Annotated in this window: 32 protein-coding genes; 17 read left to right on the forward strand and 15 right to left on the reverse strand. The window is 38.1% G+C overall.

The features are described from left to right. The first annotated feature begins 255 nt into the window (after nt 1-255). Nucleotides 256-966, forward strand: coding sequence for a sugar transferase (locus JK139_RS12440; RefSeq protein ID WP_218331407.1), 711 nt, complete (start codon nt 256-258; stop codon nt 964-966). A 247-nt stretch (nt 967-1,213) separates the two neighbouring features. On the opposite strand, the gene JK139_RS12445 is transcribed toward JK139_RS12440, so the two are convergent. Both JK139_RS12445 and JK139_RS12450 read right to left on the reverse strand, forming a co-directional pair. Continuing rightward, a complete protein-coding gene (locus tag JK139_RS12445; protein WP_074418069.1) occupies nt 1,214-1,558 on the reverse strand; it encodes a hypothetical protein in 345 nt (114 codons plus the stop codon). Continuing rightward, nucleotides 1,555-2,358 carry a type II toxin-antitoxin system antitoxin SocA domain-containing protein gene (locus JK139_RS12450; protein WP_218331408.1) on the reverse strand — a complete coding sequence of 268 codons (804 nt, stop codon included), beginning with the start codon at nt 2,356-2,358 and terminating at the stop codon, nt 1,555-1,557. Before JK139_RS12450 ends, JK139_RS12445 begins: the two co-directional genes overlap by 4 nt. A 608-nt stretch (nt 2,359-2,966) precedes the next feature. Between JK139_RS12450 and JK139_RS12455 the strand changes: the two genes are divergently transcribed. The 3 genes from JK139_RS12455 (at nt 2,967) to JK139_RS15905 (ending at nt 3,641) form a co-directional block, all read left to right on the forward strand. Next, complete coding sequence (locus JK139_RS12455) at nt 2,967-3,194, forward strand: UPF0175 family protein (protein ID WP_074418067.1); 228 nt, start codon at nt 2,967-2,969, stop codon at nt 3,192-3,194. A gap of 113 nt (nt 3,195-3,307) precedes the next feature. Continuing rightward, nucleotides 3,308-3,493: a hypothetical protein gene (locus tag JK139_RS12460; RefSeq protein ID WP_218331409.1), complete on the forward strand. Its 186-nt coding sequence runs from the start codon at nt 3,308-3,310 to the stop codon at nt 3,491-3,493. A gap of 19 nt (nt 3,494-3,512) precedes the next feature. Then, entirely contained in the window at nt 3,513-3,641 is a 129-nt protein-coding gene (locus JK139_RS15905) for a DUF3368 domain-containing protein (protein ID WP_394369757.1), read from the forward strand. Between the two features lie 70 nt (nt 3,642-3,711). Here JK139_RS15905 and JK139_RS12470 read toward each other — a convergent pair whose 3' ends face one another. Further along, the gene (locus JK139_RS12470) at nt 3,712-4,875 is read right to left on the reverse strand and encodes an ATP-binding protein (protein WP_218331410.1); all 1,164 of its coding nucleotides are present in this window, start codon (nt 4,873-4,875) and stop codon (nt 3,712-3,714) included. 395 nt (nt 4,876-5,270) lie between these two features. Here JK139_RS12470 and JK139_RS12475 point away from each other — a divergent pair, with 395 nt between their 5' ends. The 7 genes from JK139_RS12475 (at nt 5,271) to JK139_RS12505 (ending at nt 9,949) form a co-directional block, all read left to right on the forward strand. Next, nucleotides 5,271-5,621: a type II toxin-antitoxin system HicB family antitoxin gene (locus tag JK139_RS12475; protein WP_218331411.1), complete on the forward strand. Its 351-nt coding sequence runs from the start codon at nt 5,271-5,273 to the stop codon at nt 5,619-5,621. 4 nt (nt 5,622-5,625) lie between these two features. Then, nucleotides 5,626-5,874, forward strand: coding sequence for a hypothetical protein (locus tag JK139_RS12480; RefSeq protein ID WP_074419066.1), 249 nt, complete (start codon nt 5,626-5,628; stop codon nt 5,872-5,874). A gap of 611 nt (nt 5,875-6,485) precedes the next feature. Continuing rightward, complete coding sequence (locus JK139_RS12485; RefSeq protein WP_074418064.1) at nt 6,486-6,680, forward strand: hypothetical protein; 195 nt, start codon at nt 6,486-6,488, stop codon at nt 6,678-6,680. A gap of 100 nt (nt 6,681-6,780) precedes the next feature. Beyond that, on the forward strand, nt 6,781-7,269 hold the full coding sequence (locus JK139_RS12490) for an RNA polymerase sigma factor (RefSeq protein WP_218331412.1): 489 nt from the start codon (nt 6,781-6,783) through the stop codon (nt 7,267-7,269). A gap of 1 nt (nt 7,270) precedes the next feature. Beyond that, nucleotides 7,271-8,353, forward strand: a complete 1,083-nt coding sequence (locus JK139_RS12495) for an anti-sigma factor family protein (protein ID WP_218331413.1) — start codon at nt 7,271-7,273, stop codon at nt 8,351-8,353. A 19-nt stretch (nt 8,354-8,372) separates the two neighbouring features. Beyond that, complete coding sequence (locus JK139_RS12500; RefSeq protein WP_218331414.1) at nt 8,373-9,275, forward strand: outer membrane beta-barrel protein; 903 nt, start codon at nt 8,373-8,375, stop codon at nt 9,273-9,275. 140 nt (nt 9,276-9,415) lie between these two features. Next, nucleotides 9,416-9,949, forward strand: a complete 534-nt coding sequence (locus JK139_RS12505) for a L,D-transpeptidase family protein (RefSeq protein ID WP_074418060.1) — start codon at nt 9,416-9,418, stop codon at nt 9,947-9,949. Here JK139_RS12505 and JK139_RS12510 read toward each other — a convergent pair. Both JK139_RS12510 and serS read right to left on the reverse strand, forming a co-directional pair. After that, a complete protein-coding gene (locus JK139_RS12510) occupies nt 9,946-10,893 on the reverse strand; it encodes an alpha/beta hydrolase (RefSeq protein ID WP_218331415.1) in 948 nt (315 codons plus the stop codon). The genes JK139_RS12505 and JK139_RS12510 overlap by 4 nt on opposite strands. 40 nt (nt 10,894-10,933) lie before the next feature. Further along, nucleotides 10,934-12,205 (reverse strand): serine--tRNA ligase, encoded by a 1,272-nt coding sequence (gene serS, locus JK139_RS12515; protein WP_218331416.1) that lies wholly within the window; start codon nt 12,203-12,205, stop codon nt 10,934-10,936. A gap of 80 nt (nt 12,206-12,285) precedes the next feature. On the opposite strand from serS, the gene JK139_RS12520 reads away from it, so the two are divergent. The 6 genes from JK139_RS12520 to JK139_RS12545 all read left to right on the forward strand — a co-directional run bounded on the left by JK139_RS12520 (nt 12,286) and on the right by JK139_RS12545 (nt 15,772). Further along, nucleotides 12,286-12,639 (forward strand): hypothetical protein, encoded by a 354-nt coding sequence (locus JK139_RS12520; RefSeq protein WP_218331417.1) that lies wholly within the window; start codon nt 12,286-12,288, stop codon nt 12,637-12,639. A gap of 18 nt (nt 12,640-12,657) precedes the next feature. Then, nucleotides 12,658-13,338: a peptidylprolyl isomerase gene (locus JK139_RS12525; protein ID WP_074419070.1), complete on the forward strand. Its 681-nt coding sequence runs from the start codon at nt 12,658-12,660 to the stop codon at nt 13,336-13,338. Between the two features lie 46 nt (nt 13,339-13,384). Further along, complete coding sequence (gcvH, locus tag JK139_RS12530; protein WP_074419071.1) at nt 13,385-13,759, forward strand: glycine cleavage system protein GcvH; 375 nt, start codon at nt 13,385-13,387, stop codon at nt 13,757-13,759. Between the two features lie 100 nt (nt 13,760-13,859). Beyond that, nucleotides 13,860-14,366, forward strand: a complete 507-nt coding sequence (locus JK139_RS12535; protein WP_074419087.1) for an RNA polymerase sigma factor — start codon at nt 13,860-13,862, stop codon at nt 14,364-14,366. A 2-nt stretch (nt 14,367-14,368) separates the two neighbouring features. Continuing rightward, complete coding sequence (locus tag JK139_RS12540; RefSeq protein WP_074419072.1) at nt 14,369-15,187, forward strand: anti-sigma factor; 819 nt, start codon at nt 14,369-14,371, stop codon at nt 15,185-15,187. A gap of 171 nt (nt 15,188-15,358) precedes the next feature. Continuing rightward, nucleotides 15,359-15,772, forward strand: a complete 414-nt coding sequence (locus JK139_RS12545; RefSeq protein WP_074419073.1) for a VanZ family protein — start codon at nt 15,359-15,361, stop codon at nt 15,770-15,772. Between the two features lie 201 nt (nt 15,773-15,973). Here JK139_RS12545 and JK139_RS12550 read toward each other — a convergent pair whose 3' ends face one another. The 10 genes from JK139_RS12550 to JK139_RS12595 form a co-directional block, all read right to left on the reverse strand. After that, a complete protein-coding gene (locus JK139_RS12550; protein WP_218331418.1) occupies nt 15,974-16,681 on the reverse strand; it encodes a sulfite exporter TauE/SafE family protein in 708 nt (235 codons plus the stop codon). After that, on the reverse strand, nt 16,681-17,115 hold the full coding sequence (locus tag JK139_RS12555) for a FixH family protein (RefSeq protein ID WP_074417379.1): 435 nt from the start codon (nt 17,113-17,115) through the stop codon (nt 16,681-16,683). The genes JK139_RS12550 and JK139_RS12555 overlap by 1 nt, the downstream gene beginning before the upstream one ends. Nucleotides 17,116-17,126: 11 nt before the next feature. After that, nucleotides 17,127-18,452 (reverse strand): cytochrome c oxidase accessory protein CcoG, encoded by a 1,326-nt coding sequence (gene ccoG / locus JK139_RS12560; RefSeq protein ID WP_394369758.1) that lies wholly within the window; start codon nt 18,450-18,452, stop codon nt 17,127-17,129. 114 nt (nt 18,453-18,566) lie between these two features. After that, nucleotides 18,567-19,748: a cbb3-type cytochrome c oxidase N-terminal domain-containing protein gene (locus JK139_RS12565; RefSeq protein WP_074417381.1), complete on the reverse strand. Its 1,182-nt coding sequence runs from the start codon at nt 19,746-19,748 to the stop codon at nt 18,567-18,569. A gap of 38 nt (nt 19,749-19,786) precedes the next feature. Further along, nucleotides 19,787-19,960: a CcoQ/FixQ family Cbb3-type cytochrome c oxidase assembly chaperone gene (locus JK139_RS12570; protein ID WP_074417382.1), complete on the reverse strand. Its 174-nt coding sequence runs from the start codon at nt 19,958-19,960 to the stop codon at nt 19,787-19,789. 17 nt (nt 19,961-19,977) lie between these two features. Beyond that, the gene (gene ccoN / locus JK139_RS12575) at nt 19,978-22,128 is read right to left on the reverse strand and encodes a cytochrome-c oxidase, cbb3-type subunit I (RefSeq protein WP_074417383.1); all 2,151 of its coding nucleotides are present in this window, start codon (nt 22,126-22,128) and stop codon (nt 19,978-19,980) included. A gap of 33 nt (nt 22,129-22,161) precedes the next feature. After that, nucleotides 22,162-22,377, reverse strand: coding sequence for a cbb3-type cytochrome oxidase assembly protein CcoS (gene ccoS / locus JK139_RS12580; RefSeq protein WP_218331419.1), 216 nt, complete (start codon nt 22,375-22,377; stop codon nt 22,162-22,164). A gap of 206 nt (nt 22,378-22,583) precedes the next feature. Further along, nucleotides 22,584-24,983 (reverse strand): heavy metal translocating P-type ATPase, encoded by a 2,400-nt coding sequence (locus JK139_RS12585; RefSeq protein WP_218331420.1) that lies wholly within the window; start codon nt 24,981-24,983, stop codon nt 22,584-22,586. After that, nucleotides 24,976-25,524 (reverse strand): hypothetical protein, encoded by a 549-nt coding sequence (locus JK139_RS12590; protein ID WP_141676712.1) that lies wholly within the window; start codon nt 25,522-25,524, stop codon nt 24,976-24,978. The genes JK139_RS12585 and JK139_RS12590 overlap by 8 nt, the downstream gene beginning before the upstream one ends. Nucleotides 25,525-25,626: 102 nt before the next feature. Next, nucleotides 25,627-26,406, reverse strand: a complete 780-nt coding sequence (locus JK139_RS12595) for a glycoside hydrolase family 25 protein (protein WP_218331421.1) — start codon at nt 26,404-26,406, stop codon at nt 25,627-25,629. Between the last annotated feature and the right edge of the window lie 92 nt (nt 26,407-26,498).

Consider the following 26,498-nt stretch of genomic DNA (forward strand, 5'->3'; position numbering starts at 1 on the left):
AGCAAAAGAAAAATTAGGATGGACCCCCACCTATACATTGGCAGAAATGGTAACTGAAATGGTAGCAGCCGATGTAGAATTGTTTAAACGTGAACAGTTTTTAAAGGAACAGGGTTTTAGGGTGAATAATGAATTTGAATAGGGAGTTGTTAATTTATTGTTTGATTTGGTTGTATTAATCTTTTTCCTACATTTGTTTACCCCCCCAATTGAAAAATGTTTATTTCTCAGATATAAACGTTTAAAAATATACTTATGCTGCAAACATTTTTAAAAAGAAGGGAAACGGCTGCTATTGCATTGGATGGGGAGGTTCGGGATGAAGCCTCAGAATTGTATTACAAGGCGGAGATGGTAAATAACAGTTTTGCCAAGCGTTTTTTTGATGTAGTATTTACTTCAATTTTGTTTCTACTCGTTTTTTCCTGGCTATTTCCTATTATTATTTTGTTAATAAAATGTACATCTAAGGGGCCTGTTTTCTTTCAACAGCAGCGTAATGGGGTAAACAATACTACTTTTACCTGTTATAAATTTAGAACCATGTTTGCCAATTGCCCCAATGTAGATGAGCAGGGTAATTATTTACAGGCCAAAGCAGCAGATCCACGGGTAACAATGGTGGGTAAATTTTTGCGCAAAACCAGTTTAGATGAGCTGCCGCAGTTTTGGAATGTATTAATGGGGAACATGTCCATAATTGGCCCCCGGCCGCACCCTATTGAGCTCAATGAGGTTTCTGAAGGGGTAATAGAAAATTATCCATTGCGGTATTTGGTAAAACCCGGCGTTACCGGTTGGGCGCAGGTTTCGGGATATCGTGGGCCCACCCAATCTGCCAATGCCATGCAGGGCAGGGTAAACCATGATATTTGGTATATACAAAATTGGAGCCTGTGGTTAGATGCTAAAATTATATTCCTAACCCTTAAAACCGCTTTTTGGGGAGATAAGAATGCGGTATAAAGGACGCTTTTTATAAAAAAATAATTCTTCACCACCCGGCATTTGCCGGGTTTTTTTGTGGGCGAAGGAAATTGTATGATTAATCAAATTATTTTTTGTTCCCTTTCTTTTTTGCCATCGCAACAAAGTTCAATAAGGGCAGCATACTAGGCATATAGCCTGATTGTCAGGATTAAAAAGGTTGCCAATTTGTTCACTAAAAGAACTACCGTTTCTATCAGTATTGTTTTTTCTTGACATAGTTTACTTATTTAAAATTGTCCGTAATTCTGTTTCTATCTTCATTTTCCTTATCGTTTTTATGATACAATTCAATGAAAGTGATTTTTTGTTCGTCAGAAAAGTGAGCATAAATCAATCTCAAACCTGAATTTACTCCTCTACCTTTTAATGCTTTACAAGCAATTTTTTTAACCTTTATGATACACGTTTCTAAACCCAAATTATCAATACGAAAACTAAACGGTGGTCTTTCATCGGGTGTAATCTCCAACACTTTTTTAACCACGCCTAAATCTTCATTTAGCGTTCTATATTTTTTCAAAAGGTTTTTCAAGTCCTTTTTAAATTCAGTTAATTCATCAAAGGTCATTGTTCTTCAATTTCATCTCCGTAGTTTCTTACAGAGAAAGGGGCATCTCTATAAAAAGCTAATTCATAATTTATTTCTTCTCCTTCTTTTGAAGCCAGCCAAGGCATATCCTTATGAGAATAGTTGCTGATAGCAGCAGCAGACCAATCACTAAACTGTTCGATAACTTTATCAATCACTTCTTTTTCTGCTCCATTTATGGTTTTCAAATCAGCTGAAACCAAAGGGATATATCGTGTTTGAATTTTATCAAAATACGGAACCTTAATTCGTTCAATTTCTCCATTTTCAATCATTTGGTTGATGATTGTATCTAACTTTTGTGGCACAGGACCAAAGGGCAACTTTCGATATTTAGCACCTGTTAAATGTTCCTCATACAATTCATAATAGTTAAAGTCGGCGAAATAAAGCAGTTTGTAAAGAACAGTTTCGCCAACATTGGGTTTACCTGCACAACGCTCAAGTATATACAACAAAACGTTTTTAAACTTATTGACTTGTAGCGTTGGCACCGAAATACGTTCTTCTTCTTTCTTTGCCTTTTTTTCTTCTTTGACAAAAACCTCCTGGCTTGCAGAGAAATCTTTAGACATAAAATCATCCAATGAGAACCCTAAAACTTGCGATAGTTTTTGCAGTTCCAGAACATCAATACTTCTGTTTCCTAACTCAATCTGAGCCAATGACGGACGGGAAATCTTGACATTTTTAGCCAAATCTTCCTGAGACAAGCCCTTCATTTTACGGAGTTCGGCTATCCTCTGACCAATTTGCTTTTGTAACAATTTTATGTTCATATCAATTATGTATGCGTTTCGTTGTTTAACGGAACAAAGATAAAAATTGTTTCATTACAAAACAAATATTTGTTCTAAATAAAAACATTTGTTTAAATTGACAAAATGAAAACCCAACGCATTTGCAAACACATTGCCAAAGCCCCACAAGCCAACACGCAGACCAAAGCTTTGTCAAGAGCTTGCAAAGTCAACCCAACGAAAAATTGGTTTTAAAAAATTCCCCAACCCTCCAAAAAAGTAAGCCTCCCATCCCCTATAACCAATGTTGGTCGCCCTTAGACACTTTAAAGCCAGACTTGATAATTTCTTTCGAACTTTTTATATCAGTACCATGAAAGCCCTCTAATGTTTTATTTCCCATAGAGTAAAAATAAATAATGACTATCAACTAAAAAAACATGGCAATAGATTAGGCCGGATTGTTATTTCAAAGTTTTGGGATGTATGTATCTGCTGCGCTTGAGGTTCACTCATTTTTAGGAACGGATGACACGAATGAACACGAATAAAAAAATCTACGTGCCTATTTCATTGTGTTGCAGGCAGGTACATGGAGGGTACGCCTTATAATTTGACAGTTCCATTAAAAAAGGTAAATTTGATGTATGAAAGTTATGACGCTACAAATACCAGACAATGTGGATTTGGATAATACGCAAATGGCTATGCTGGTTGCCGGCCAACTTTATGAACAGGGAAAATTATCGCTTGGGCAAGCCGCTGAACTTGCAGGCCTTACAAAAAGCACTTTTGCAGAACTATTAGGCAGGTATAATGTTTCAATTTTCAATTATCCTGCCAACCACCTTCCAAGAGATGTTGCCAATGCATAGAACAATTATTGCTGACACAAGTTGTTTCATTATATTTTCCAAAATTGATGAACTTGAACTTTTGCACAAAGTTTATGGGCAAATAACCACTACTGTTGATATTGCGATGGAATATGGGGGCATTGCTTCCGGAATGGGTAGAAATAGTGGAAGTGAAAGATAAATCAAAACAACAAATTTTAGAATTACAAATAGACAAAGGGGAATCCAGTGCTATAGCCTTAGCGTTGGAAATACCCGATAGTACCATTGTTTTGGATGATATTAAAGCCCGAAAATTGCAGATAAACTTGGCTTGAACTATACGGTACAATTGGTATTGTTGTGAAAGCAAAGCTGAAGGGAATCATTCCAAGTATAAAACCCATTATGGCTAAAATAAGGCAAACAGATTTTCGATTATCTGCGGAAATTGAGTTGCAGGCATTGCTACTGGCTAATGAATAGTTACAATGGGTGGTCTTTGGGTGGTTGTGTAACGAGTGGTTGTTCTTCGGTGGTTGGTAAGCTTTCAATTTTATATGTCGCCAATGGTTCTCCAGGAGGCAACTTGTAACTGATCGGTGATCATTGTACTTTCTTCTCCTGCATAGATTAACATCTTTTGCGCATGGGGATGATGTTTATCCCAGTAATGTAAACCACGCAGCATGCCGGTATCCCATTTTTTACTTCCTTTTATTTCAATGGCCATATCAATGCCATTTTTTTCGAATACTATATCTATTTCATTGCCTGTACTATCTCTATAAAAGTGTAGGTTATCGGGGAATCCTTCATTGAGTCGGTTTTTTTTAATTTCAGATATCACCCAATTCTCCATAATAGCGCCATAGGCAGGATGTTGCTGTAACTGTGTAGCGGTTCTTATTTGTAATAAAAAGCACAAAAGCCCTGTATCATAAAAATAAAGTTTTGGGCTTTTAATCAAACGTTTACCGGTGTTATTATACCAGGGCGGTAATAGATACACTATATAACTGTTTTCCAATAAGCCCAGCCAGGATTGTATGGTTTTGGTATCTACCCCAATAGCCGATGCAAAGGTTTCGCGGTTTAATAATTGTCCGGCATGCGCTGCACATAAATATATTAGTTTAGTAAATGCGGCTAAGTTGCCAATGTTTTTTAATAATCGCACATCTCTTTGTACATAGGTTTGCAAATAAGAAGCCAGCCAAATATGGGGCTGCAATTGTTCATGCCATATTTCAGGATAACCACCGGTTAAAATAAGTTGTTGTAGGGTATGTTTTTTTTGTTTGAATGCATGGGTTTGTGATAACTCAGCATAGCTTAATGGCAGTAAAGTTAAATAGCCTGTTCTTCCTGCCAGCGATTGAGACATCTGTTCCTGTAATAAAAAATGATTAGAACCTGTTAGTATAAACTGGCCGCGAGACTGGTTATTGTCTAAAATTTCCTGTAAATACCTGAATAGCACAGGCAATCGTTGCACTTCATCAAAAATTGCACCGTTGGTATAATTTTGTAAAAATGCAGCCGGATTTTCTTCGGCTTTTGCCTGTGTATCGGGATTTTCAAAATTTACATAAGGCTGCTTTTTAAAAAGCATTTTGCTTAATGTTGTTTTACCGCTTTGCCGGGGCCCTGTAATGCAAACTGCTCTAAATTGTGATAAATACAATTGCGCCTGCGGTAAAATAGCCCTTGGTATCATGGATTCCATTTTTGCAAAAATATGTAAATTTAGAATTGGATTCCATTTTTGCAAAAAAATGCAAATTTGGAATTGGATCACTAATTGTTAACCACGAATAGTACAAATGAACACGTATGAAAAACCTTCGGGTATTTGTGGCACAGGTATTTTGTGGTTTTTGGGTGCTGGTTTTTGGGTATTAGTCATTGGGTGGTTGGGTTGCTGTGTTCATCCATTGTTAGCCACAATAACCCTTCGTGCATTCGTGGTAGCCAATAGTTGAATGCTACTCATTTTTAAAGATAGTTTGTCATGTCAAATAAATGCCTAATTTTATTTCCTGAAATTTTTAGAATGTAAACGCAATCTATCGGCATACTTTCTGGACATAAAAATTGGTATTCTGATAAAACATGAAAAATTACATTAAAACAGATGGGTTTGACAACGTAATTGAGCTTCAGTTGAATGTGTTAGTACTTCAACAGGGTGATTACTATGTTGCATACTGCCCTTCTTTAAATCTTTCTTCTTACGGCGATACTATTGATGATGCTAAAGTTGGTTTTGATGAAGTAATGGAAGCATACCTTGAAGAATGTAAAGAAAATGATACACTACATGATGATTTAGTTAAAAATGGATGGACTTTTAATATTCACAACCACAAAAAAGCCGAACCTCCTGCCATGGTTGAGCTAAATATTCCAGCCGGAGTATTAAGACAACAATTCAATGAAAACTGGAGCGTTCCAGTTTGTTAGAGACATGGGTGTAAAACAAATCATCGCTACTCATAAATTCATTGCATGGTTAGAAAGTTTGGGTTTGAAATATGAACGAACCAAAGCATCTCATGACCATTATAATTATCCCAAAGGCCATCCTAAGAGGTTAATAAGAACCATTACCATAAGAACAAAATATAAGGAGATTCCCATTTTGCATATTCATACAAATCTCAAAACCTTAGGTATTTCTAAAGAACAGTTTGAGAAAGAAATCCAAAATTTCTAATCCAAAATAATAATTTACTTAGCACATCAGGAATTGATAAAGTGGTACGAGCTAAGCCACTCCATTTTTAGCCAAATAGCCAAGCATCTAAAATCCTTCGTGCATTCGTGGCAACTAATAAAAGTGTTGGGTGGCACGCAAAGCCAGCAAAGGTTGCTCGCCAAGGGCGCAAAGGGGAGCATACATAGGAAGATGGGTGGGATATAGTTTTCTGAAATAAAGGTGTTTGTGGAGAAACTTCGGGTGCCCGAGTAAGAACAATACATGGGGCGTAATGCAGCTTGTTGCTTCCGCAAATGGATATCCGTTAGGCACCTATCAGGGTAATCATTAAATCCTATAAATCCTATAAATCATAGTTCAGACCCTATTCGTGCATTCGTGGCAACTAATAAAAGTGTTGGGTGGCACGCAAAGCCAGCAAAGGTTGCTCGCCAAGGGTGCAAAGGAATAGGGTAAACAGATGTTGGGTTATTCATTTCAAAATACAAAATTCGTGTATCCATGGTTACTTATAAGCTTACAGGTAGAAACTCACCCAAAAGAACCATTTTTGCTTAGGCTGTAACTTCTTTTCATTAAGCACGTTTTAATACAAAATCAATCAAACAATGGCCAAGTCGTTGCTGCAATTATTGGTATTAATGGTGATAGGCATAGCCTGTTTATGGGTTATGAAACAATGGGAAACCGGTAAGCAGTGCCCACAATGCAATATTCCTGTGCAACAACCTGCCGGTCAACCTACACCTGACCATTATTTTCGGGAGCCTGCCAATAAATTTAATATTGCCGCCTATTTTTAATATTGCCAATAGTAGGATAGATAAAACGCAAAATTTTTTTATTTACCTGTAACTTTTTTACCACCAGCACGTTTCACTTAAAAGCAGCCTATTACTGTTTATGACTGAAAAAATGTATAACCAATGTGTAAACGAATATGCAGACAATGTATATCGGTTTATATGGAAGAATTTGCGTCATGAAGCAGATGCAAAGGACATTGTTCAGTCTGCCTTCGAGAAACTATGGGTCAACAGGGCGCAGGTGCAGGAAGGAAAAGAAAAATCGTATTTGTTTACCATTGCTTACCACCAGATGATTGACCATATCCGCAAAAACAAGCGCATAGATTTACAGGAAGATTTTGGAGAAGAAGCCATAGGCAACATAAAACAACCCAATGCCATGGGGCATCAAAATTTAATGAAGGCATTGGAACAATTGAATGAATTGCAAAAAAGTTTGGTGATGCTGAAAGATTATGAAGGGTATAGTTATCAGGAAATAGGTGAGATAACCGGATTAAATGAAAGTCAGGTGAAAGTGTACCTGCACAGAGCCCGTATAACCCTGCGGAATTATTTAGTAAGCCCTGAAAATGTGATGTGATATGATGAAAATCAACCGCAATAATATTGAATCCTGGCTGATGCGCTATGTAGATGGCGAATTATCGGCCATAGAAAGACTGGCGGTAGAAAACTATCTGGTATTGAATTCGGATTTAGCAGCAGAGCTCAAAGCTTTACAACAGGCTAAATTACCACCGGAGGCAGTATTATATCCTTATAAAACTGCTTTACTGAAACGCCTGAAAACCCATTTTGAGGAAGCAGAACTATTGAATTTTATAGATGGGGAATCAGACAGCCATACAGCCGCCGTCATTCAGGAAGCCATGTTGGATGATGCAGCATTAGCTGAACAGATAGTGGTATTACAAGCAGCAAAATTACCCGATGAAAAAATAGTGTTTGCTGATAAAGCTGCTTTATACCGCCACGAGAAAAAACCGGTAGTGGTACTTTGGCAACGCATGATGGCCGCCGCCGTACTTTTGGCAGTAGGAATATTGCTTTGGCAAATAGCACCGCCGGTACAACAAAAAAAGTTGGAGCAGGTTAAAGAAACCGTGGCTTTGCAAAACAATATACCGAATGATGCGGCACGGGTTAAAACAGAAACTTTACCATTGGAAGCTGCTAATTCAAATGCAAAAGCATTACAGCAAAATACAGCGAAATTGGCCGCTGTAAAAGAAAAAGCAGTAACTCCCAAAACAAAGGCACTGCAAACCATAACCCATAACCCTGCTACTGAAAAAGTTACCACATTAGCAGTAGATCAGCATTCTTTGCAACCCATAAATGGCGGTACCATAACCGCACCGGCTAACACCATTGCCATATCGGCTACCAAGATTACCGATCAGGCGGTACCTGCAAATGCAATAGCTGCAAAAGCGCCTGAAAATGTGATGGAAAAAAATACAACAGTAGTGGCACAACCAGTGGTATACAGGTTATTGGAGACAGATAATGATAACAATGGTTCGGTTTACATTAATAACATACTTATTAACAAAAATAAAGTAAACGGTATTTTACAAAAAGCAGGCGGTTTATTACATACCCTACGTTCGCAGGAAACAGGCGTTCAGGAAAAATTAACCGCAACAGCAAAATTACGTTAATAATTAAAATTGAAATGATATGAAGCAATGGATAATTGTAGCAGGTATGCTTTGCGCAGCCGGCAGTATTTCTGCCCAAAACAGGGATAGTGTAGTGGTTCAGGTAGATAGTATTCTGATAAAATCAGATACCATACAGGTAGGTAATTTTGTCATTATTCAAAAAAACAAAAATAATCGTACCCCGCAGAAGCAGGCTACTGCACGCCATAACAAAGTGGTAAGCATCAATTTTGATACCGATCGGCCAACTAATAAAAAGCGTAATGATAATGTAACAACCAATTGGGGCATATTAGATTTGGGTTTTGCCAACCTGAACGATAATACCAATTACACCACCGCCCAAAGTGCAGGTTATTTAACCACCGTAAATGGTAATCCTGTTACCAAAAACAGTTTTAACCTCAATGCCCGCAAATCATCTAATGTCAACATTTGGTTTTTTATGCAAAAACTCAATGTTACTAAGCATGTGGTTAACTTAAAATATGGATTAGGATTGGAAATGTATAACCTGCGATTCGATAATAATATCAGTTTTAGAAATACACCACAACCCATGGTATTAAATGATAGTATTCCTTTTACAAAAAATAAATTATATGTAGGCTATTTAACCGTACCCTTTATGGTAAACTTTAATTTAACACCCTCTAAAGACAATGGATTGAGTTTTAGTGCAGGCGTTAGTGCCGGTTATTTAATCAATAGCCGTAATAAACAAATTAGTGGTGAACGTGGAAAACAAAAATATAAAGGAGATTTTAATTTACAACCCTGGCGTGTAGCAGCCATTGGAGAATTGGGATTAGGCCCCATACGTTTGTATGGCAGCTACAGCCTGAATAACTTGTATAAAGAAAGTACGGGGTTAGATCAAATACCCTATGCAGTGGGTATAAGGTTCAGCAGATTTTAGTTTTTTTCTCATGTTATATGTAGTTGAACAAACACTTCTTTTCTAAGAGGTGTTTTTATTTTGGAGTTAGGCAAACGTGAATGTTTTTCTAAAATATTAAAAAGCGGTATATCGGCATAATTTTAGAAATATATTCCGTTATGAAATTTCGGCAAAACCTGCATCCCTTTGTATTGCTTGCTGCACTTGCTTTCAGCAGTGTTTCTTTTACCCGTTCGGGAGTGGATAAAGATGACTATTATGTGGTGATTAAAAAATCGGATTACACTTTAACGCTGTATAACCGCAATCAAGTATGGGTAGCTAAATATCCGGTGGTATTTGGCAGTAAAGATTTGGGGGATAAAATGATGGCCGGTGATCGGAAAACACCCGAAGGTATTTTTCATATTGTGAGCAAAAAACTACACCCTAAATGGTGCCGGTTTTTAGCATTAGATTATCCGAATGCGGAGAGTTATGAAAAGTTTAATCAACGCAAAGCCAATGGCGTTATATTGCCACATGCAGCAATAGGGGGTGGTATTGGTATACATGGTACCTGGCCGCATGAAGATTTTTCGGTAGATGGTTATCAGGCATGGACGGAAGGTTGTATCAGTACCAAAAATGAATACATTATTGAATTATACAACCTGTTACCGATTGGTACAAAAGTGATAATAGAACCTTAGTATTGTTTGTATAAAAAATCACTGACTGTTTTCCCCCATTTAGCCGGTTCATTTTGTAACAGGCTTTGGTGGTGGCTGAGGGCATATATCATCATTTCTTTATGATGTGATGCAAGGTTTTTAAAAATGGTATTGGTTTCATTTTGTGTAACCCTTTGATCCTGTAATCCCCATTGCAATAATACCGGGCAATGAATAGCAGCAGCAGCATCTTCCGGTTTTAAATTAAATGCCCAGAAACCCTGTTCAATACCACCCCAAAATGTGAGTGCGGCAGCCAGGGGTTCTGCGGGTAAATGCATGGTACGCAATTTGCCTTCGGCAGCTTTTTGTAAAGTACCAAAAGGCATTTCCAAAATTATTTTATCGGGTATTAATGCATATTGTTGCATGGCCTGTAAAATAGTAGCAGCACCCAATGAAATGCCATATAAAATAATGGGCTGTTGTGTATGGGCTTTTACATAATCGTATGCAGCTTTTACATCGGCCACCTCGCGATAACCAATGGTACAGGCAGTTCCCGTACTGTTGCCATGTGCCTGGAAATCAACCGCCAATACACGGTAACCCATAGTGTAAAAAGCCTTTTCTTCGGGAATTAAAGCACTTTTATTACTGCCGTGCCCGTGAAACAGAATAATGGTGCCGAGTGCACTGTCTTTGGGTATTAACCAGGCAGCCAGTTCCTGTCCGTCAGCGGTAGCAATGGTAATGTTTTGGTGTGGAAGATTTAAAGAATCAACTACCCGGCTTTTATAAAAAGGCATTCCTAATAGCAATGCTTTCCATTTGGCCATGCCACTCATTTGGGCAGTAGTAGCCGGTTTTTCTGTTAGCGGAAAAAAATGTGTAAAGTAGTAAGCCTGCGAGGCCATCATTACATTAAGCAGAATAAAAAATGCCAGTAAAACATAGCCGGTGCGCTTTAACCATTTAGGCATGGGTAGGTGTTTTAAAAATTTATTCAAGTGCGGCCTGCTGTTAAACCAAGGCTTCTGCACCAAAATAGCGATGCAATACTTTCGGCAATGCAATGCCGTTATAATTTTGATTATTTTCCAATAAAGCGGCAACAATTCTGGGCAACGCCAATGCGCTACCGTTTAAAGAGTGTGCCAACTGTGTTTTGCCGGTAGCATCTTTAAACCTGCATTTTAAGCGATTGGTTTGAAAGCTTTCAAAATTGCTCACACTGCTTACCTCTAACCAACGTTGTTGTGCAGCGCTAAATACCTCAAAGTCGTAAGTAAGTGCAGAGGTAAAGCCCATATCGCCACCACACAAACGTAGAATGCGATAAGGCAATTCTAATAATTGCAATAATCGTTCAACATGGTTTACCATTGCATCAAGTGTTGCATAGCTGTTATCGGGGTGTACAATTTGAATAATTTCTACTTTTTCAAACTGGTGCAGTCGGTTTAATCCGCGTACATCTTTTCCAAAACTACCGGCTTCTCTTCTAAAGCAGGGTGAATAGGCTGTCATTTTAATGGGCAGTTCTTCTTCTCTCAAAATGGTATCGCGGTAAATATTGGTTACAGGAACTTCTGCGGTAGGTATTAAGTAAAAATTATCTTCCGTAGCATGATACATCTGCCCTTCTTTATCGGGTAATTGGCCTGTACCATAGGCACTGGCTTCATTCACCATAAATGGCGGTATGTATTCAGTATAACCGGCTGCGGTATTTTCATCCAAAAAATACTGAACCAGGGCTCTTTGTAGTTTGGCGCCTTTACCTTTATACAGCGGAAAGCCGCTACCCGTTATTTTGGCACCGGTTTCAAAATCAATTAAATCGTATTGTTTAATCAGTTCCCAATGTGGTAGTGCATTTTCAGGCAGTTGAGGCATGGAACCTCCGGTCTTAACAATTTCATTGTCATCGGCAGAGCGGCCGGGTGGTACGATGGCTGCAGGCAGGTTGGGTAACTGAATAATTTTTTCCTGTAATTTTTTTTCGGTTTCGGTTAAAGCATTGCTAAGTGCGCCCGCTTCTTGTTTCAGGTTGCTAACATTGGCTTTCATGGTCTCAGCGGCTTCTTTTTGCCCCTGTGCCATCAGTTTGCCAATTTCTTTTGCGGCAGCATTCGCTTGTGCCTGTACCGCATCAAACTGAGCTTGTGTTTTACGGCGCAGATCATCTAAAGCAATGATTTCATCTACTAATTCCGGTTGTTTAAACTGTTTCAGCGCTAATCTTTCTTTTACCCATTCCGGATTGTTGCGCAGCACCTGTACCTGTAACATAAATAGCAATTTGCAGCAAATATAGGCGTAGATAAAGAGATAATTTATATGGAAAGAGAAACAGTATTTACCTTTGCGGCATGTTTGTACAAGATGATTTACAACAACGCTGGTGGGCTTTAGAGGCTCGGTTAATGGAGCAGTTTGGAAAAAAACCTGATTTGGAAGCAGTTTTGTTTTTAATTGGTATGCAGGAAACGGGATTTATTCGTGATAAAATATCGAAAGAACAGAAGCAGGATTTAATGCATGTAGCTGTTTGTAGAGTATTGGCGCAGGGAGGCTATTTTATTTTGGAAGGAAAAGACGAAGATGGATGGCCGCATTTTAAACAGTTGAAAGAAATACCGGTGATGGCTTTGCCCGAACAGGAAAATTTTTTAAAAGATTATATCCTCTTGTATTTTGAACAACCATACTGGGATAAGGAATAGCTTCAAAAAACAAATTACATGAAGTATGTATTGATGATGATAGTTTTGATGCGTTTTGTATCCATGACCTATGCTCAAAAACCGGTAAAAGTAAAAGAACAATATGTATTGTTTACCACACCATACGGCAATATGGTGGCTAAATTGTACAACAATACACCCAATCATCGTGATAATTTTATTAAAAATGTAGCAGCAGGGGCATACGATAGTACCATTTTTCACAGGGTAATTGCCGGATTCATGATACAGGGAGGTGACCCGGCTACCAAAACATTAGCCGATACATCGGCGATGCAATACACATCTACGCCACCCGATCAGCAAATATTACCGGAGTTTCGGAATGATATCATACATGAACGTGGAGCTTTGGCTGCTGCAAGGGATGGAAACCCCCGAAAAGCCAGTCACGCTTACCAGTTTTATATTGTTCAGGGTAAAACTTTTGATAGTACAGCTTTGGAAACGCATTACCAGCAGCGGGTGAAGCCTGCCAATCCTAATTTTCACTATACAAAAGAACAGGCCGAACGCTATGCACGAATAGGTGGCACACCATACTTAGACCAGCAATACACGGTTTTTGGGCAGGTAATTAGTGGCTTAGAAGTAATTGATAAAATTGCTGCTCAGTCAACCAATAAGGCAAACAGACCATTAAAGAACATCAGAATAACCATTACTTTGTTGAATTAATGCAATAAAACCAATTTTTCTAACAATATTTGTAAAAAAATACACTATGAATTTTCCTGCTAATCTTCGTTACACAAAAGACCATGAATGGATACAATTAGAAGGTGATGTGGCCACCGTAGGTATTACTGATTTTGCACAAAGTGAATTAGGTGATATTGTTTATGTGGATATAGCCAATAACCAAACTTTGGATGCTGAGGCAGTTTTTGGTACTGTTGAAGCGGTTAAAACAGTGAGCGATTTGTTTTTACCCGTTGCAGGAACCATTATAGAAGTGAACGCTGCTTTGGAAAAACAACCTGAATTAGTGAATACTGACCCCTATGGAGCGGGATGGATGATTAAAATGAAAGTAAACAATCCTGCAGATGTGGCCGAATTATTAGATGCTGCTGCCTACCAACAATTGGTACACTAAAACCAAACCGGTTATTTTGCCGTATATCAGTTACCATCTGCATTAAACACCCAAAATAGCATTGCAAGAAGAAAAAAAATACAGTGAACCTGAACTGGTTATGTTGTTGAAACAACGACAAGAAGCTGCTTTTAGTTATTTGTATGATAACTATTCAGGTGCATTGTATAGCATTATTCAAAATATTGTTACCGACAGTGAGCTGGCAAACGATGTGTTACAGGAAGTGTTTGTAAAAATTTGGAAACAAATAGCACTGTATGATGAGGTGAAAGGGCGCCTGTTTACCTGGATGCTGAATATAGCCCGGAATGCTTCTATTGATATGATTAGAAGCAAAGGGTTTCAAAACAGTCAGCAAAACCGGGAACTGCAGGAAAGCGTATATGAACAAGCGGGTATCACCAGTATTGCAGTAGAGCAAATTGGTTTACGAAAAGTGGTACATCAGCTTAAACCCGAACAAAAGCAGTTGGTAGAACTGGCTTATTTTGAAGGCTATACACAGGATGAAATATCGAAAATGCTGAATATACCTTTGGGTACTGTTAAAACCAGATTGAGAACTGCATTAATACAGTTAAGGCAAATGTTAAAACACCATTGAAATTGGATATACAGGCTTACATAGAAAGTGGGGTAATTGAAAGTTACGTATTAGGTTTGGCCACCGAACAGGAAGTTGCCGAACTGGAGCAGTTGCGTAAACAATATCCCGAAATTAATCAGGCACTGGCTGCATTTGAGGCTTCGCTGGAAGCCCAGGCACTGGCCAATGCCAAGCAGCCTCCTGCACATATTAAACAACAGTTGTTTAAAACATTGCATGAGGAATTTGATGATGTGGCTATTACTGCAACCCATCAGCAGGCAACAACATCAGGTAAAGTTGTTTCATTGTTTTGGAATAAATATGCGGCGGCAGCAACTGTAATACTCATAGTGGCCAGTGCCGGTTTAAATATTTATTTCTTCAACAAAGTAGAACAACTACAAAACAAATATCTGGCATTGGTTAATGAAAGAAATTCATTGGAAGCCGGGTTGAATATTTATAAAACAAAAGCTTTAGATATTTACAACAGCATGCAGTTAATGAGCGATCCGAATATGTTGAAAGTATCTATGCCCGGTATTAAAGGGAAAGAAAACAATTTGGCAACTGTGTTTTGGGATAAACAATCTAAAGAAGTATATCTCTTACCCAATCGTTTGCCACAGGCACCCGAAAATAAACAATATCAGTTGTGGGCTTTGGTAAATGGTAAACCTGTTGATGCCGGATTACTCGGTGCCGATTGCAATGGGTTGTGTAAATTAAAAAATGTGCAAAATGCCCAGGCATTTGCCATTACGCTGGAAAATAAGGGTGGTAGTCCTACACCGCATTTAGATCAGCTCTATGTTTTTGGAAAAATCTCAGGTTAAATAGATTACTTATATTTTTTACAAGATTCATGTATAAAAGCGCATCCGTTGGTGCGCTTTTTTCGTATGTAAATGCATGAGGATAATGATTCCTGCTGATTGCTTAGCAGGGGTTTTTCAGATGGAAGGGGAGCTATTTTTATGGCTCCCTTATTTTTGTAAAAAAATAGTTTGAAACGAACTTCTTACTACATCATTGCTGCCATTATTTGGTTGCTTACTACCACATTTCTTTTATGTTTGCCCGGCAATGATTTACCCGATATTAGCTGGATAGAACAATGGCATGTAGATAAACTGATCCACATTACTTTATTTTTTGGAATGGTATTTTTATTTGCAAATACAATTGCTGATTACAGGAAAAGGCGTGTATGGATTGTGTGGATTGTTATTGCGGGTGTGGTGTATGGAATTGCCATGGAGTTTGTACAGAAATATTTTATACCGCATCGTTCATTTGATGTGGATGATATGATAGCAGATGCAGCAGGTTGTTTGCTGGCATGGTTGTGGCAAAGAAAAAAATGGTATGGGGTTAAAAAGATTGGCCCCGATGGAAATCGAGGCCGCAACCAAAACTAACTGCTTATGAGAAAATTGACTACTTGCCTAATTGTTATCTTATTTACGTTTAACGAGTTAAAAAAGTTTTCATTGCATCGTTAAAATCGTTTTTTCTTCTATTGCACTAAATTAATATTTATTCATCACATTCACAACACAAATGTCAGTAATAAAGACTGAAAGAAATGTCAATGGTTTAACAATAAAATGTTAATGATTTTAGTGACACGATATCGCATTACCTGAAGTGCTGCTAAAATAAGGGCTTAGGTATGGAATTCCCAGATTCATTCCTCTGATAATCAATAAGATAGCCATTACCCCTAATGCATACGGGATGATTTTTTTGAGATAATTACGCGTATGGATATTGATGATAAACCCAAAAAAAGAAAGTAAAGCCATGAAAGGAAGGGTGCCCAAGCCAAAAGCAATCATAAAGCCCCAACCGTTTATTACAGATCCCGCTGCCAATGAACCCGCAATGGCAAAATACACCATACCACAAGGTAACAGGCCATTTAAAATGCCTATGAATAATAAATTTTTTAGTTTTCTTTTTTGTAACAATTTGCCCAAATATTGTTGTATCCAATAGGTAAAACCATCCATCCATGCCAAGTGAAAAATATGTTTGCTGAAGTAGGGAATGCTTACATATAATAGTATGATTACCCCCATACTGATAGAAAAATATTGTTGAAATCCTGCAATGGAAATTATTCTGCCTATAAAACCAAAAACAATACCCATACTGCTATAGGTAATAATGCGGCCAGTATTGTACAGCAAAATACCGGCTATTTTTTTATACAGGTTTTGCTGCGGAAGTGGTAAAGCAAAAGCAATAGGCCCGCACATGCCTACACAATGAAAACTGCTAAGTAAACCTAAAGTTAATCCGGATATGATAAACGCCCATTGCATTATTGAATATTTACCGGCTGTTCAGAATAATAATCTTTGTTATTTGAAATCCATTTTAATTTCAAAGCATAATTTGTTTTCAATAATGGTTTTTTGGAAAGTGTCATTATATCATTTTCATCTATCTTAATTGGGAATTTTTTATCAAAATCTGCATTGGTTTTACAATAAAACCAGGCTTCTCCCTCAATGGCTGCACCTTTTAATTCTGCCGGAAAAACAATCACAATGGTACTGTCTGTTTGTATCACTTTTACTGCTGAAAGTAAATTGGCATTGTGGGTTCCATCAATTTGTTGTTGAAAGCGCAATTCTTCTTTGTAATAATCTGTGCTTACCAAATCAATTTTGGTGTGCACTGATTTGTACACCAAAAAACCAATTAAAAGCGTAAAGCTTACAAATACTGCGGTAATTTTAAATCCCCAATTCATAAATAATTATTTTAATTGTTTACGGGTCCTAAAAAGTTTGTTTTCAATGTTGCAATTTTTTTGTGATCAGCCATTAAATCAATTGTGATATGTGATGATCTTTCTTTGATGGCATTTTTAGGTAACGTAATAAAAAATTCACCGGAGCCCTGACCTTCTTTGTGTACCATTACATAGGGTTTCCCAATGATGTCAATTTTGCCATTACCCTGATGCAGTTGCAATTGTAATTGTACGTTTTTGGTTGTTTTATTCACTACTTTAATGTTGTATAAATTAGAGATACTATCCGTTCCTCTTTCCTGGTATAAAATGCCGGGTGTGCGAATGATGGTGGCATCTACATCCTTTCTGGTTGCCAAAATACTACCTAATATGAGTAATACAATAGCGCAAAGTGCCGTATAAAACTTCATTCTCGAGGTATACGTTAAGGGTATACCGTTAGCAATAGAGTTTTCTGAAGCATATCTTATCAATCCTTTTGGCTTGCCAATTTTATCCATTACATTGTCGCAGGCATCTATACAGGCGGTGCAACCTACACATTCCATTTGAACGCCGTTGCGGATATCAATACCTGTAGGACAAACTTTTACACATTGAAAGCAATCGATACAATCGCCTAACTGATCAGTATGTAATTTTTTAGCATTACCCCTGGGTTCACCTCTTTTATAATCGTATGCCACAATCATAGAATTTTTATCGAGCAATACGCTTTGCAGGCGGCCATAAGGACAAACCACTGTGCAGGCCTGTTCTCTGAAAAACGCATATACGCCATAAAATACAGCACTAAAAACCAGAATGGAGGCAAAGCCTACCAGATGTTCAGATACCGGTTCTGTAATAATTTTAATGAGTGCCGGCATACCAATAATATAAGCCAGAAAAAAATTGGCAATGATAAATGAAAGCAAATAAAATACAACATGCTTTAAACCAACTTTAAATATTTTTTTACCGGTCCATGGTGCATTACTGAGTTGCCTTTGTGCAGGCGCATCACCCAGTATCAGGAATTCAATTTTACGGAACATCATTTCCATAAAATTGGTTTGTGGGCATGCCCAACCGCAGAAAAGGCGGCCGAATGCAGCCGTAAATAATACCACAAAAAATACGAAAGTAATCATGGTTAACCCGAAGATGAAAAAATCCTGAGGCCAGAAAATTTTGGTAAACAGAATAAATTTTCCTTCGGGTATATTGAACATGAATAGCGGCCTGCCATCTATCTGAATAAAAGGCGTACCAAAGAATACAATAAAATAAAAAACACTTAACCAGGTTCTGATGGAATAAAATTTTCCTTTGGGTTTATAAGCATACACCCATTTGCGTTTCCCTTCCTCATCTACTGTTGCAATTCTGTCGCGAAAACTTTCTGAAAGGGGTTCATTGATATGTTCTACATCTTTACTCATACAAATGGGTGTTTTGAATGCTTATTGAATGGCTGCTGCCGATTTTTGGGTTGAATCGGTACCCGATGCAGGCGCAGCACCCTGATCGGTGCAGAGGGTACCTTGTGGTTCTTTCGGTGTTTTTGGTTTAGTGCCGTGTAAACTTTTTACATAACTGGCAATTTGTTCAATTTGTAAGGGTGAGTAATCATCTTTCCAACTCTTCATACCTTTTTCGGGCCAACCATAGGTAATGCTTTTAAAAATATCTTTAATACTGCATCCGTGTAACCAATAATCATCTGTAAGATTAGGGCCTACTAAGCCGCCGCCATCGGCTAAATGGCAAGCTGCACAGGTGGTGGTAAAAATTTGTTTACCTGCTTCTAAATCGCTGGCATCGGTTAAATATTTAACCGTATTTTCATCTACATTTGCTTTTGATGCTTTTAAATAAGCTTGTTTCTCAGCTTCGGCTTTTGCCAACGAAATTTGTAATTCTTCTTTACTTAACGGGGCACTGTGTAACACATGGTACCGAACTAAATAAATACCGGCAAAAATAATACTGGCATAAAATCCATACAACCACCAGGGTGGAAGTCTGTTATCTAATTCCCGAATACCATCGTAATCGTGTCCTAAATCAATTTCTGCTTCTTCTTTTATGGGTTTAAAGCGGTTAATATTAGCCCACCAGGTTTTAAAGGCATTGGGTTTATGAACCAACTGTGTGGCAACTTCACTTTCGGCAATGGCTGTGCGTTGTTTGCGTAACAGAAATTTTATATTGTAAATCAGCAATAATAAAATCAGCAATTCTAATAATACCACACCCACCAGGGTAAAATATCCAATCGGTGTTAGTCCGCCGTAATTAGCGGGTGCAACGGTTGTTGTTGTTGGGTTATCAGCTCCAAAAGCATGCAGACTTAGCAGGCTCATTACCCCAATCATCATTAAAACGGAGGTATTATTATTTTTCTTTTTTTCTATGGCTTCTTTTTCTTCCTGTAATTTTATTTTAGCAGCTCCTACCAGTACATTAGCCAATAGTACAATTGCAATTAAAAGAAAGATAATAATCACTACCATCAGTTGTGTAACAGGGAATGAAAGTGAAGAAGGCTGTGGAGGGCCGGCTGCAAATGCACCAACCGGCAATAAAGCCAATATGCTTAACAGCCATTTATTGCTTCTGATTTTGTTGAAATATGCGTTCATTGTTGTTTGTTTTGTTGTTATGAACAATTTTGGCGTTATTAATAGTTGTGATCTTCCTCCAGCGGAATATTGCTAATTTGCTGCATGGTTTTTTTGTCTGCTTTCCATACCCACAATACCACTCCAATAAAAAACAGGAAGAAGATGATAAACGAGGATAATGCGTAAACATCTACGCCGATAATTTTTTCCAGATAATTGATAAATTTCATCTTACAGTTTTTTAAGGTTATTGCGCATTCATATTGGTAGATTCGCTGTTATTGGTAGCAGATTGTGCTTTAATATCAGTACCCATTCTTTGCAAATAAGCAATCAGCGCTATAATTTCAGCATTGCTGCTGATGTCAATTTTATCTTTCTTCAAAATTTCTTTGATGCTTTTTGCCTGTGCTTCCAAATCTTTATTGGCAATTTTATCATAGCCGGCCGGATAGGGAACACCTAATGTTTGCATGGCTCTTATTTTAGCAGGTGTAATAGCTGTATCAATTTTATTATCGAACAACCATCCATAAGAAGGCATAATTGAACCGGGGCTCATAGAACGGGGATCTAACATGTGGTTAAAATGCCAGCTATCGGGGTATTTGCCACCAATACGTGCTAAATCGGGTCCGGTGCGTTTACTGCCCCACTGAAAAGGATGGTCGTACACAAATTCACCGGCTTTACTATATTCGCCATAGCGGGCTACTTCATCTCTAAAAGGCCTAATCATTTGTGAGTGGCAGAGATAACAACCTTCCCGAACATAAATATCTCTTCCCTGCAATTCAAGTGGTGTATAAGGTTTTACTGAAGCAATGGTTGGAATATTGCTTTTGATTAAAAAAGTTGGAACCATTTCAATAATACCACCAATGGCAACTGCTATTAAACTGAAAATCAACATTTGAATGGGACGGGCTTCAATCCATCTGTGCCAGTATTGTTTGCCATGTGGTTCAATTATTTTTGGTAAAGCAGGTGCTTCAGCCGCTTCATTGGCTACTAATTTGCCGGCCGCAATGGTTTTCCATAAATTATACACCATTATGAAGGCACCGGTTAAGTACAATGTACCACCAATACTACGAGTAATATACATCGGTAGTATATGTGTTACGGTTTCTAAGAACTGATATTTTAAATGACCATCGGGCGTAAATTGTTTCCACATTAAAGCCTGGGTAAAGCCGGCCCAATACAACGGTACCGCATATAATACAATACCAATGGTGCCAATCCAAAAATGTGTAGTGGCTAATTTTTTAGAATACAATGGTGTATTGAAAATGCGGGGAATTAACCAATACAGTACACCAAAAGTTAAAAATCCGTTCCAACCTAATGCACCAATATGCACGTGTGCAATGGTCCAGTCGGTAAAATGTGAAATTGCATTTACACTTTTTAAACTCAGCATCGGGCCTTCAAAAGTTGCCATACCATAGCAGGTAACAGCCACCACCATGAATTTTAAAACAGGATCTTCCCGAACTTTATCCCAGGCGCCACGCAGGGTGAACAAACCATTCAGCATACCACCCCAACTGGGTAATAGCAGCATGATACTAAATACAGTGCCGAGACTTTGTGCCCAATCAGGAAGTGCGGTGTACAATAAATGGTGCGGGCCAGCCCAGATATACAAAAATATTAAAGCCCAAAAGTGAATGATAGAAAGGCGGTAGCTATAAATTGGCCGGTTGGCTGCTTTTGGCAGAAAATAATACATTATACCCAAATATGGGGTGGTTAAAAAGAAGGCAACCGCATTGTGCCCATACCACCATTGTACCAAAGCATCTTGCACACCGGCATACCAACTGTAACTTTTCATGAATGAAAATGGTAATTCAAATGAATTTACAATATGCAGCATGGCAACGGTAACCCAGGTAGCAATAAAAAACCAGATGGCTACGTACAAATGGCTTTCGCGGCGTTTAATAATGGTGCCGAACATGTTGATGCCAAAAATTACCCACACTATGGTTATGGCAATATCTAATGGCCACTCTAATTCGGCATACTCTTTACCGGAAGTATAACCCATTAACAATGTTAAAGCGCCAAATGCAATAATAAGTTGCCATCCCCAGAAGTGAAATTTACTGAGTGCATCACTAAACATTCTGGCTTTACATAAACGCTGCAATGAATAATATACCCCCATAAAAATTCCGTTGCCCACAAATGCAAATATTACTGCATTGGTGTGTACGGGGCGCACTCTTCCGAATGTGGTGTAGGGTAAGCCTAAGTTGGCGGCAGGAAAATACAGGTCGATGGCGGCCCATAATCCTGCAAGCATGCCAATAATGCCCCAGAATATGGTGGCATAGGCAAACATTTTTACAATTTTGTTATCGTAGTAAAACTTCTCTAATTGCATAAACGGCTGGTGTTTGTGTTTGAGTAAATGGTTTTATGGGATGGTTTCAATTTTTTGTTCGTTGTTGATTTTTGTTTCGTCCTTATTTGTTGAGGTGGTTTCGGTAATTGGGGCATCATTAAAAAGGATGCGAATGGGCGGACTGGCCTCATCGTTATACTGCCCACTTTTTACGCTCCATAAGAAGGCTGCAAGAAAAAGGGCTGCAACAGAAATACTCGCGACTAATAACACAACTATTACACTCACAAGGCTTATTTTAATTTGTTTCAAAAGTATTTTGTGCCGGTTCAAGAGAATATGACTTTCATCAAGTGGCCAGATGATTTTTGTCATGTTTTAGTTGGAATGTTCATTTTTACGGTTTTTGCTGCCTTATGCATTACAGATGAAGTGATTGCGACGCAACAGACGATGCCATGAAATACAGAAGCCGGTATCATTTATTCCTCTCCTCATTTTAATCTTAATTTTTTTGCATACAGGTTACTTAAACCATAGGTAATGAATACAATGCTGATGGTACTTGCAGGCATTAAAATGGCTGCTATCATGGGCGATAGTATGCCCTGCACTGCAAAATATATTCCAATAATATTGTATATAATTGAAACTGCAAATGCGGTAATGATAATCCACTGATTGGCTTTGGCTAATTGAATAAAGGCCGGTAACCGGTGTAATTGAGCTGCATCCAAAATTACATCGCTGGCAGGCGTAAAATTGTTGCTGTTTTCTGAAACAGCAATGCCTACGTTGGCTTGCTGTAATGCGCCGGCATCATTAAGTCCATCACCCACCATCATAACGGTATGTCCCTGACTTTGCAGTTGTTCAATAAACAATAATTTATCATTCGGTTTTTGGTGAAACAGCGTAATGGCATTAAAGCCGAGTAATGATTGCAGATAATTTTTTTCGCCGGCATTATCGCCACTTAATATGGCCAGTGCGTATTTATTTTGTAATTGTTTACTTAAAGCTTGTATTCCGGGCCGGTAGCTGTTTTTGAAAATAAATTTTCCAATTACCGTTCCTTCTATGGCAATGTATACCGATGAGGCATCATCGGCATTTTCTTCCTGCTGTGAAACGAACGATTTTGCACCAATGGCTATCCATTCATCATCTATCATCCCTTCAATTCCTTTGCCGGGTATTTCGCGGTAGCCGGTTATTTTAGCACCACCGCTTACTTTTAACCATTGTACAATTGCCTTGCTTAACGGGTGGGTTGATTGTGCCGCTAATGTGGCAATTTTTCTTTTTAAGAATTCCGCAAGTGGCATACCGTTGTATGTAATATTTTCATAACGGCCGGTAGTAAGTGTTCCTGTTTTGTCAAATACAATATAATCTACTTTTGCAATGGTTTCAATAGTAGCTGCATTACGCAGGTAAAAATTATTGCGGCCCAAGCGGCGTAATATGGTACCATTGGTAAAGGTATTGCTCAGTAATAACGCACATGGGCATGCAACAATTAAAACAGCAGTTACTGCCTGCCAAAGTTTTGAAACATCGTGCATGTACCAATACAAACCGGCAATGGCTGCAATGGTAAATACAATCCAGGTGAAATAACGACTGAGTGCATCAACAAAAGAATGTTTTGATTTTTGTTCAGCTTCTTTAAAAGTGCTACGGTTCCATAATTTTGTTAAATAACTTTGTGCTACTTCTTTTATAACCAACAGTTCTATATTGTTACCCAATTGTTTACCGCCGGCATATATCATTTCGCCCATTTGTTTTTCAACGGGTATGCTTTCACCGGTAACAAAACTGTAATCAATCAACGCTTTACCCTTGGTTAAAATGCCATCTGCCGGTATTAGTTCCTGGTGATGAATGAGCAACGTATCATCTAACTGAATATTGGGCAGGGTAACAATTTCTTCGTTGTTGTTTTTGATGCGTGATACTGCAATGGGGAAATACGCCGTATAATCCCGATCAAAATTGAGCTGTTCGTAGGTTTTATCCTGTAAAATACGGCCTACCAGCATAAAAAAAACAATGCCACTCATGCTGTCTAAATACCCACTGCCTGTGTGTGTAAAAATTTCTATCATGCTTCGTATAAAAGTTACCCAAATAGCCAGCACAATAGGCGTATCAATATTCAGGTATTTGTGGCGCAAACTTTTAAAAGCGCTGTTGTAAAATTCTGTTGCTGCATACAATATTACCGGCAAACTGAGTAAAACACTTATGTAATGAAACAGGCCTGCTAAATTTTTTTCTTTATCATCAATTCCCAAATATTCGGGAAAGCTTAATAGCATAATGTTGGCAAAGCAGAAACCGGCCACCCCTAATTTGTAAATTTTTGATTGATTGATACGTGGTTTTCCCTGCTGTAAATTTTGCAGGCTAATATAAGGCTCATAACCAATAGAGGTAAGTAACTCAGCCACTTTGCGTATAGAAGTTTTTGAGTGGTTGAACACAATATCGGCTTCTTTTCTGGTGAAGTTTACTTTGCTGCTAATGATATGTTCATTGAGCCGGTGCAGGTTTTCTATCAGCCAAAGGCAACTGCTGCAGTGCATGTGCGGCAAATAAAATGTTACATGTGTATGGGTATCATCTTTAAATACGGTAAGGGCTTCTTGTACGGAATCATCGTCTAAAAAAGCAAACTGGTTGTGTCGAACTTTAATTTTTTGACTGCTGCCCGGATTGTTGCTAATGGCATAATAATCGCACATGCCGGTTTTGTTCAATATTTCATAAACCGATTTGCAGCCTTCGCAACAAAAGTTTTTATCGTAAGCCTGAATGGGTTCATTGCCACAATCTTCTCCACAATGATAGCAGGCTGTAGCAACGCCGGTAAATGATTTACTCATGCTTTCTGGTAGTTTTAATGAGATAGGGATATAATTTCTTTCGCTCTAATTCCATCCATGATTGAATTTTTTTCTCTAACAGAAACAGATGATTGATGTAGTTTTTTAAATCGGTATCCCAATCTTTTTTTATCATGTAGTTGTTCACTATTTTACGTTGCTGATGTAATGCTTTGGTGAACAGATCATGCTTTTCCTGCATGGTTTCTAATAAATGTGTATTTAAAATATACTCATCGCATGCAGATTCCTGATTGGATTGTTTTTTTAAATATGGAAAAAAATATTCCTGTTCGGCCCTGATGTATTGGCCAATTTCTTTGTTAATTTGAAACAATCTTCGGCTTAGTTGCGGTAAAAGGGTAGAATGGTATTTCCCGGAATGAAGTAATATTTCCAGTTGATGTTTTGATTGTTCCAGCATTTCCAATATAACCGGATGATGTTCTACCATAATTAAATTGCACGACCCTTCGAGCGTAAGTGGCCCATCTAACCATTTATTTAAAAAATTCAATCGCATCTTCTTCCCCCTTTTCATTGCAAATTATTGTGCAATGCTGAGCGGGAATATGACGTTCCTCAACCGGAAATATGATAGTTATCAGTTTTTATTTCCGTTGCCTGCTGATATAGTAGAAGATTAATGCAACACCATTTGTTGAAAGGCGGCTGAGTCGCCATTAAATACATCAAAATCAACTTTTGTTTTAATGCCATTGATATGCCCTTCATTGCTGTGTTGCCAAAACTGCCAGGGTCTTTGAATACGCGGTTGTTGGGGTTCTTTATAATGAGCCACCCATAGTGGGTAATCATCAAATTCTTTACCTAAGTAACTTTCATAAAAACTGGCATAGGTGTAAATGATAGGCTTTACTTTATAAAAATTTTCTATGGTTTGTAGGTAATCTTTCAATCTTTTTTTGAGTTGGGTAGGGTTTACACCATACAATTCTTCTACATCAACCGCCGGCGGTAAATCGCCGGTTTTTAGTTGTACGGTGCGAATAAAATTTTGTGCCTGTTGTGCTCCGTTTTTAGTGGCAATAAAAAAATGATAGGCACCACGTGTAAAGCCAAATTGCAGTAAGTGCTGCCAGTTTATTTTAAATTGTTTATCGGCATCCGATAGTCCTTCGGTTGCCTTAATAAACACAAAACCAATGGCAATATGGTCTGATCTGGTATTTTTGACCATGCCCCAGCTAATATTGCTTTGATGTACACTCACATCAATGCCATGTATACTGTAGTTGTCGGGCAGTGGTATGCCAAAATCAGCATCATACGTAAATTCAATGGGGGTGGGGGTGTCTTTTTCCTGTTGAAACAAATATACCAACAGCAGCAGCAGTACCAGGAAAAAGCCTGTAAGCATCCATATAACCGGCGATGTTTTTTTCTTTTTTTTCTTAGCCATCCTGCGCAGCGAAATTGAGTTACAAAAATGACATATTCATGGAATAAAAATCAAAATCATTTTTCGAATAGAGGAAGATGTTGAAGATAAAC

Source organism: Hydrotalea lipotrueae (assembly GCF_019249625.1).
In the GTDB taxonomy this organism is placed as follows: domain Bacteria; phylum Bacteroidota; class Bacteroidia; order Chitinophagales; family Chitinophagaceae; genus Hydrotalea; species Hydrotalea flava.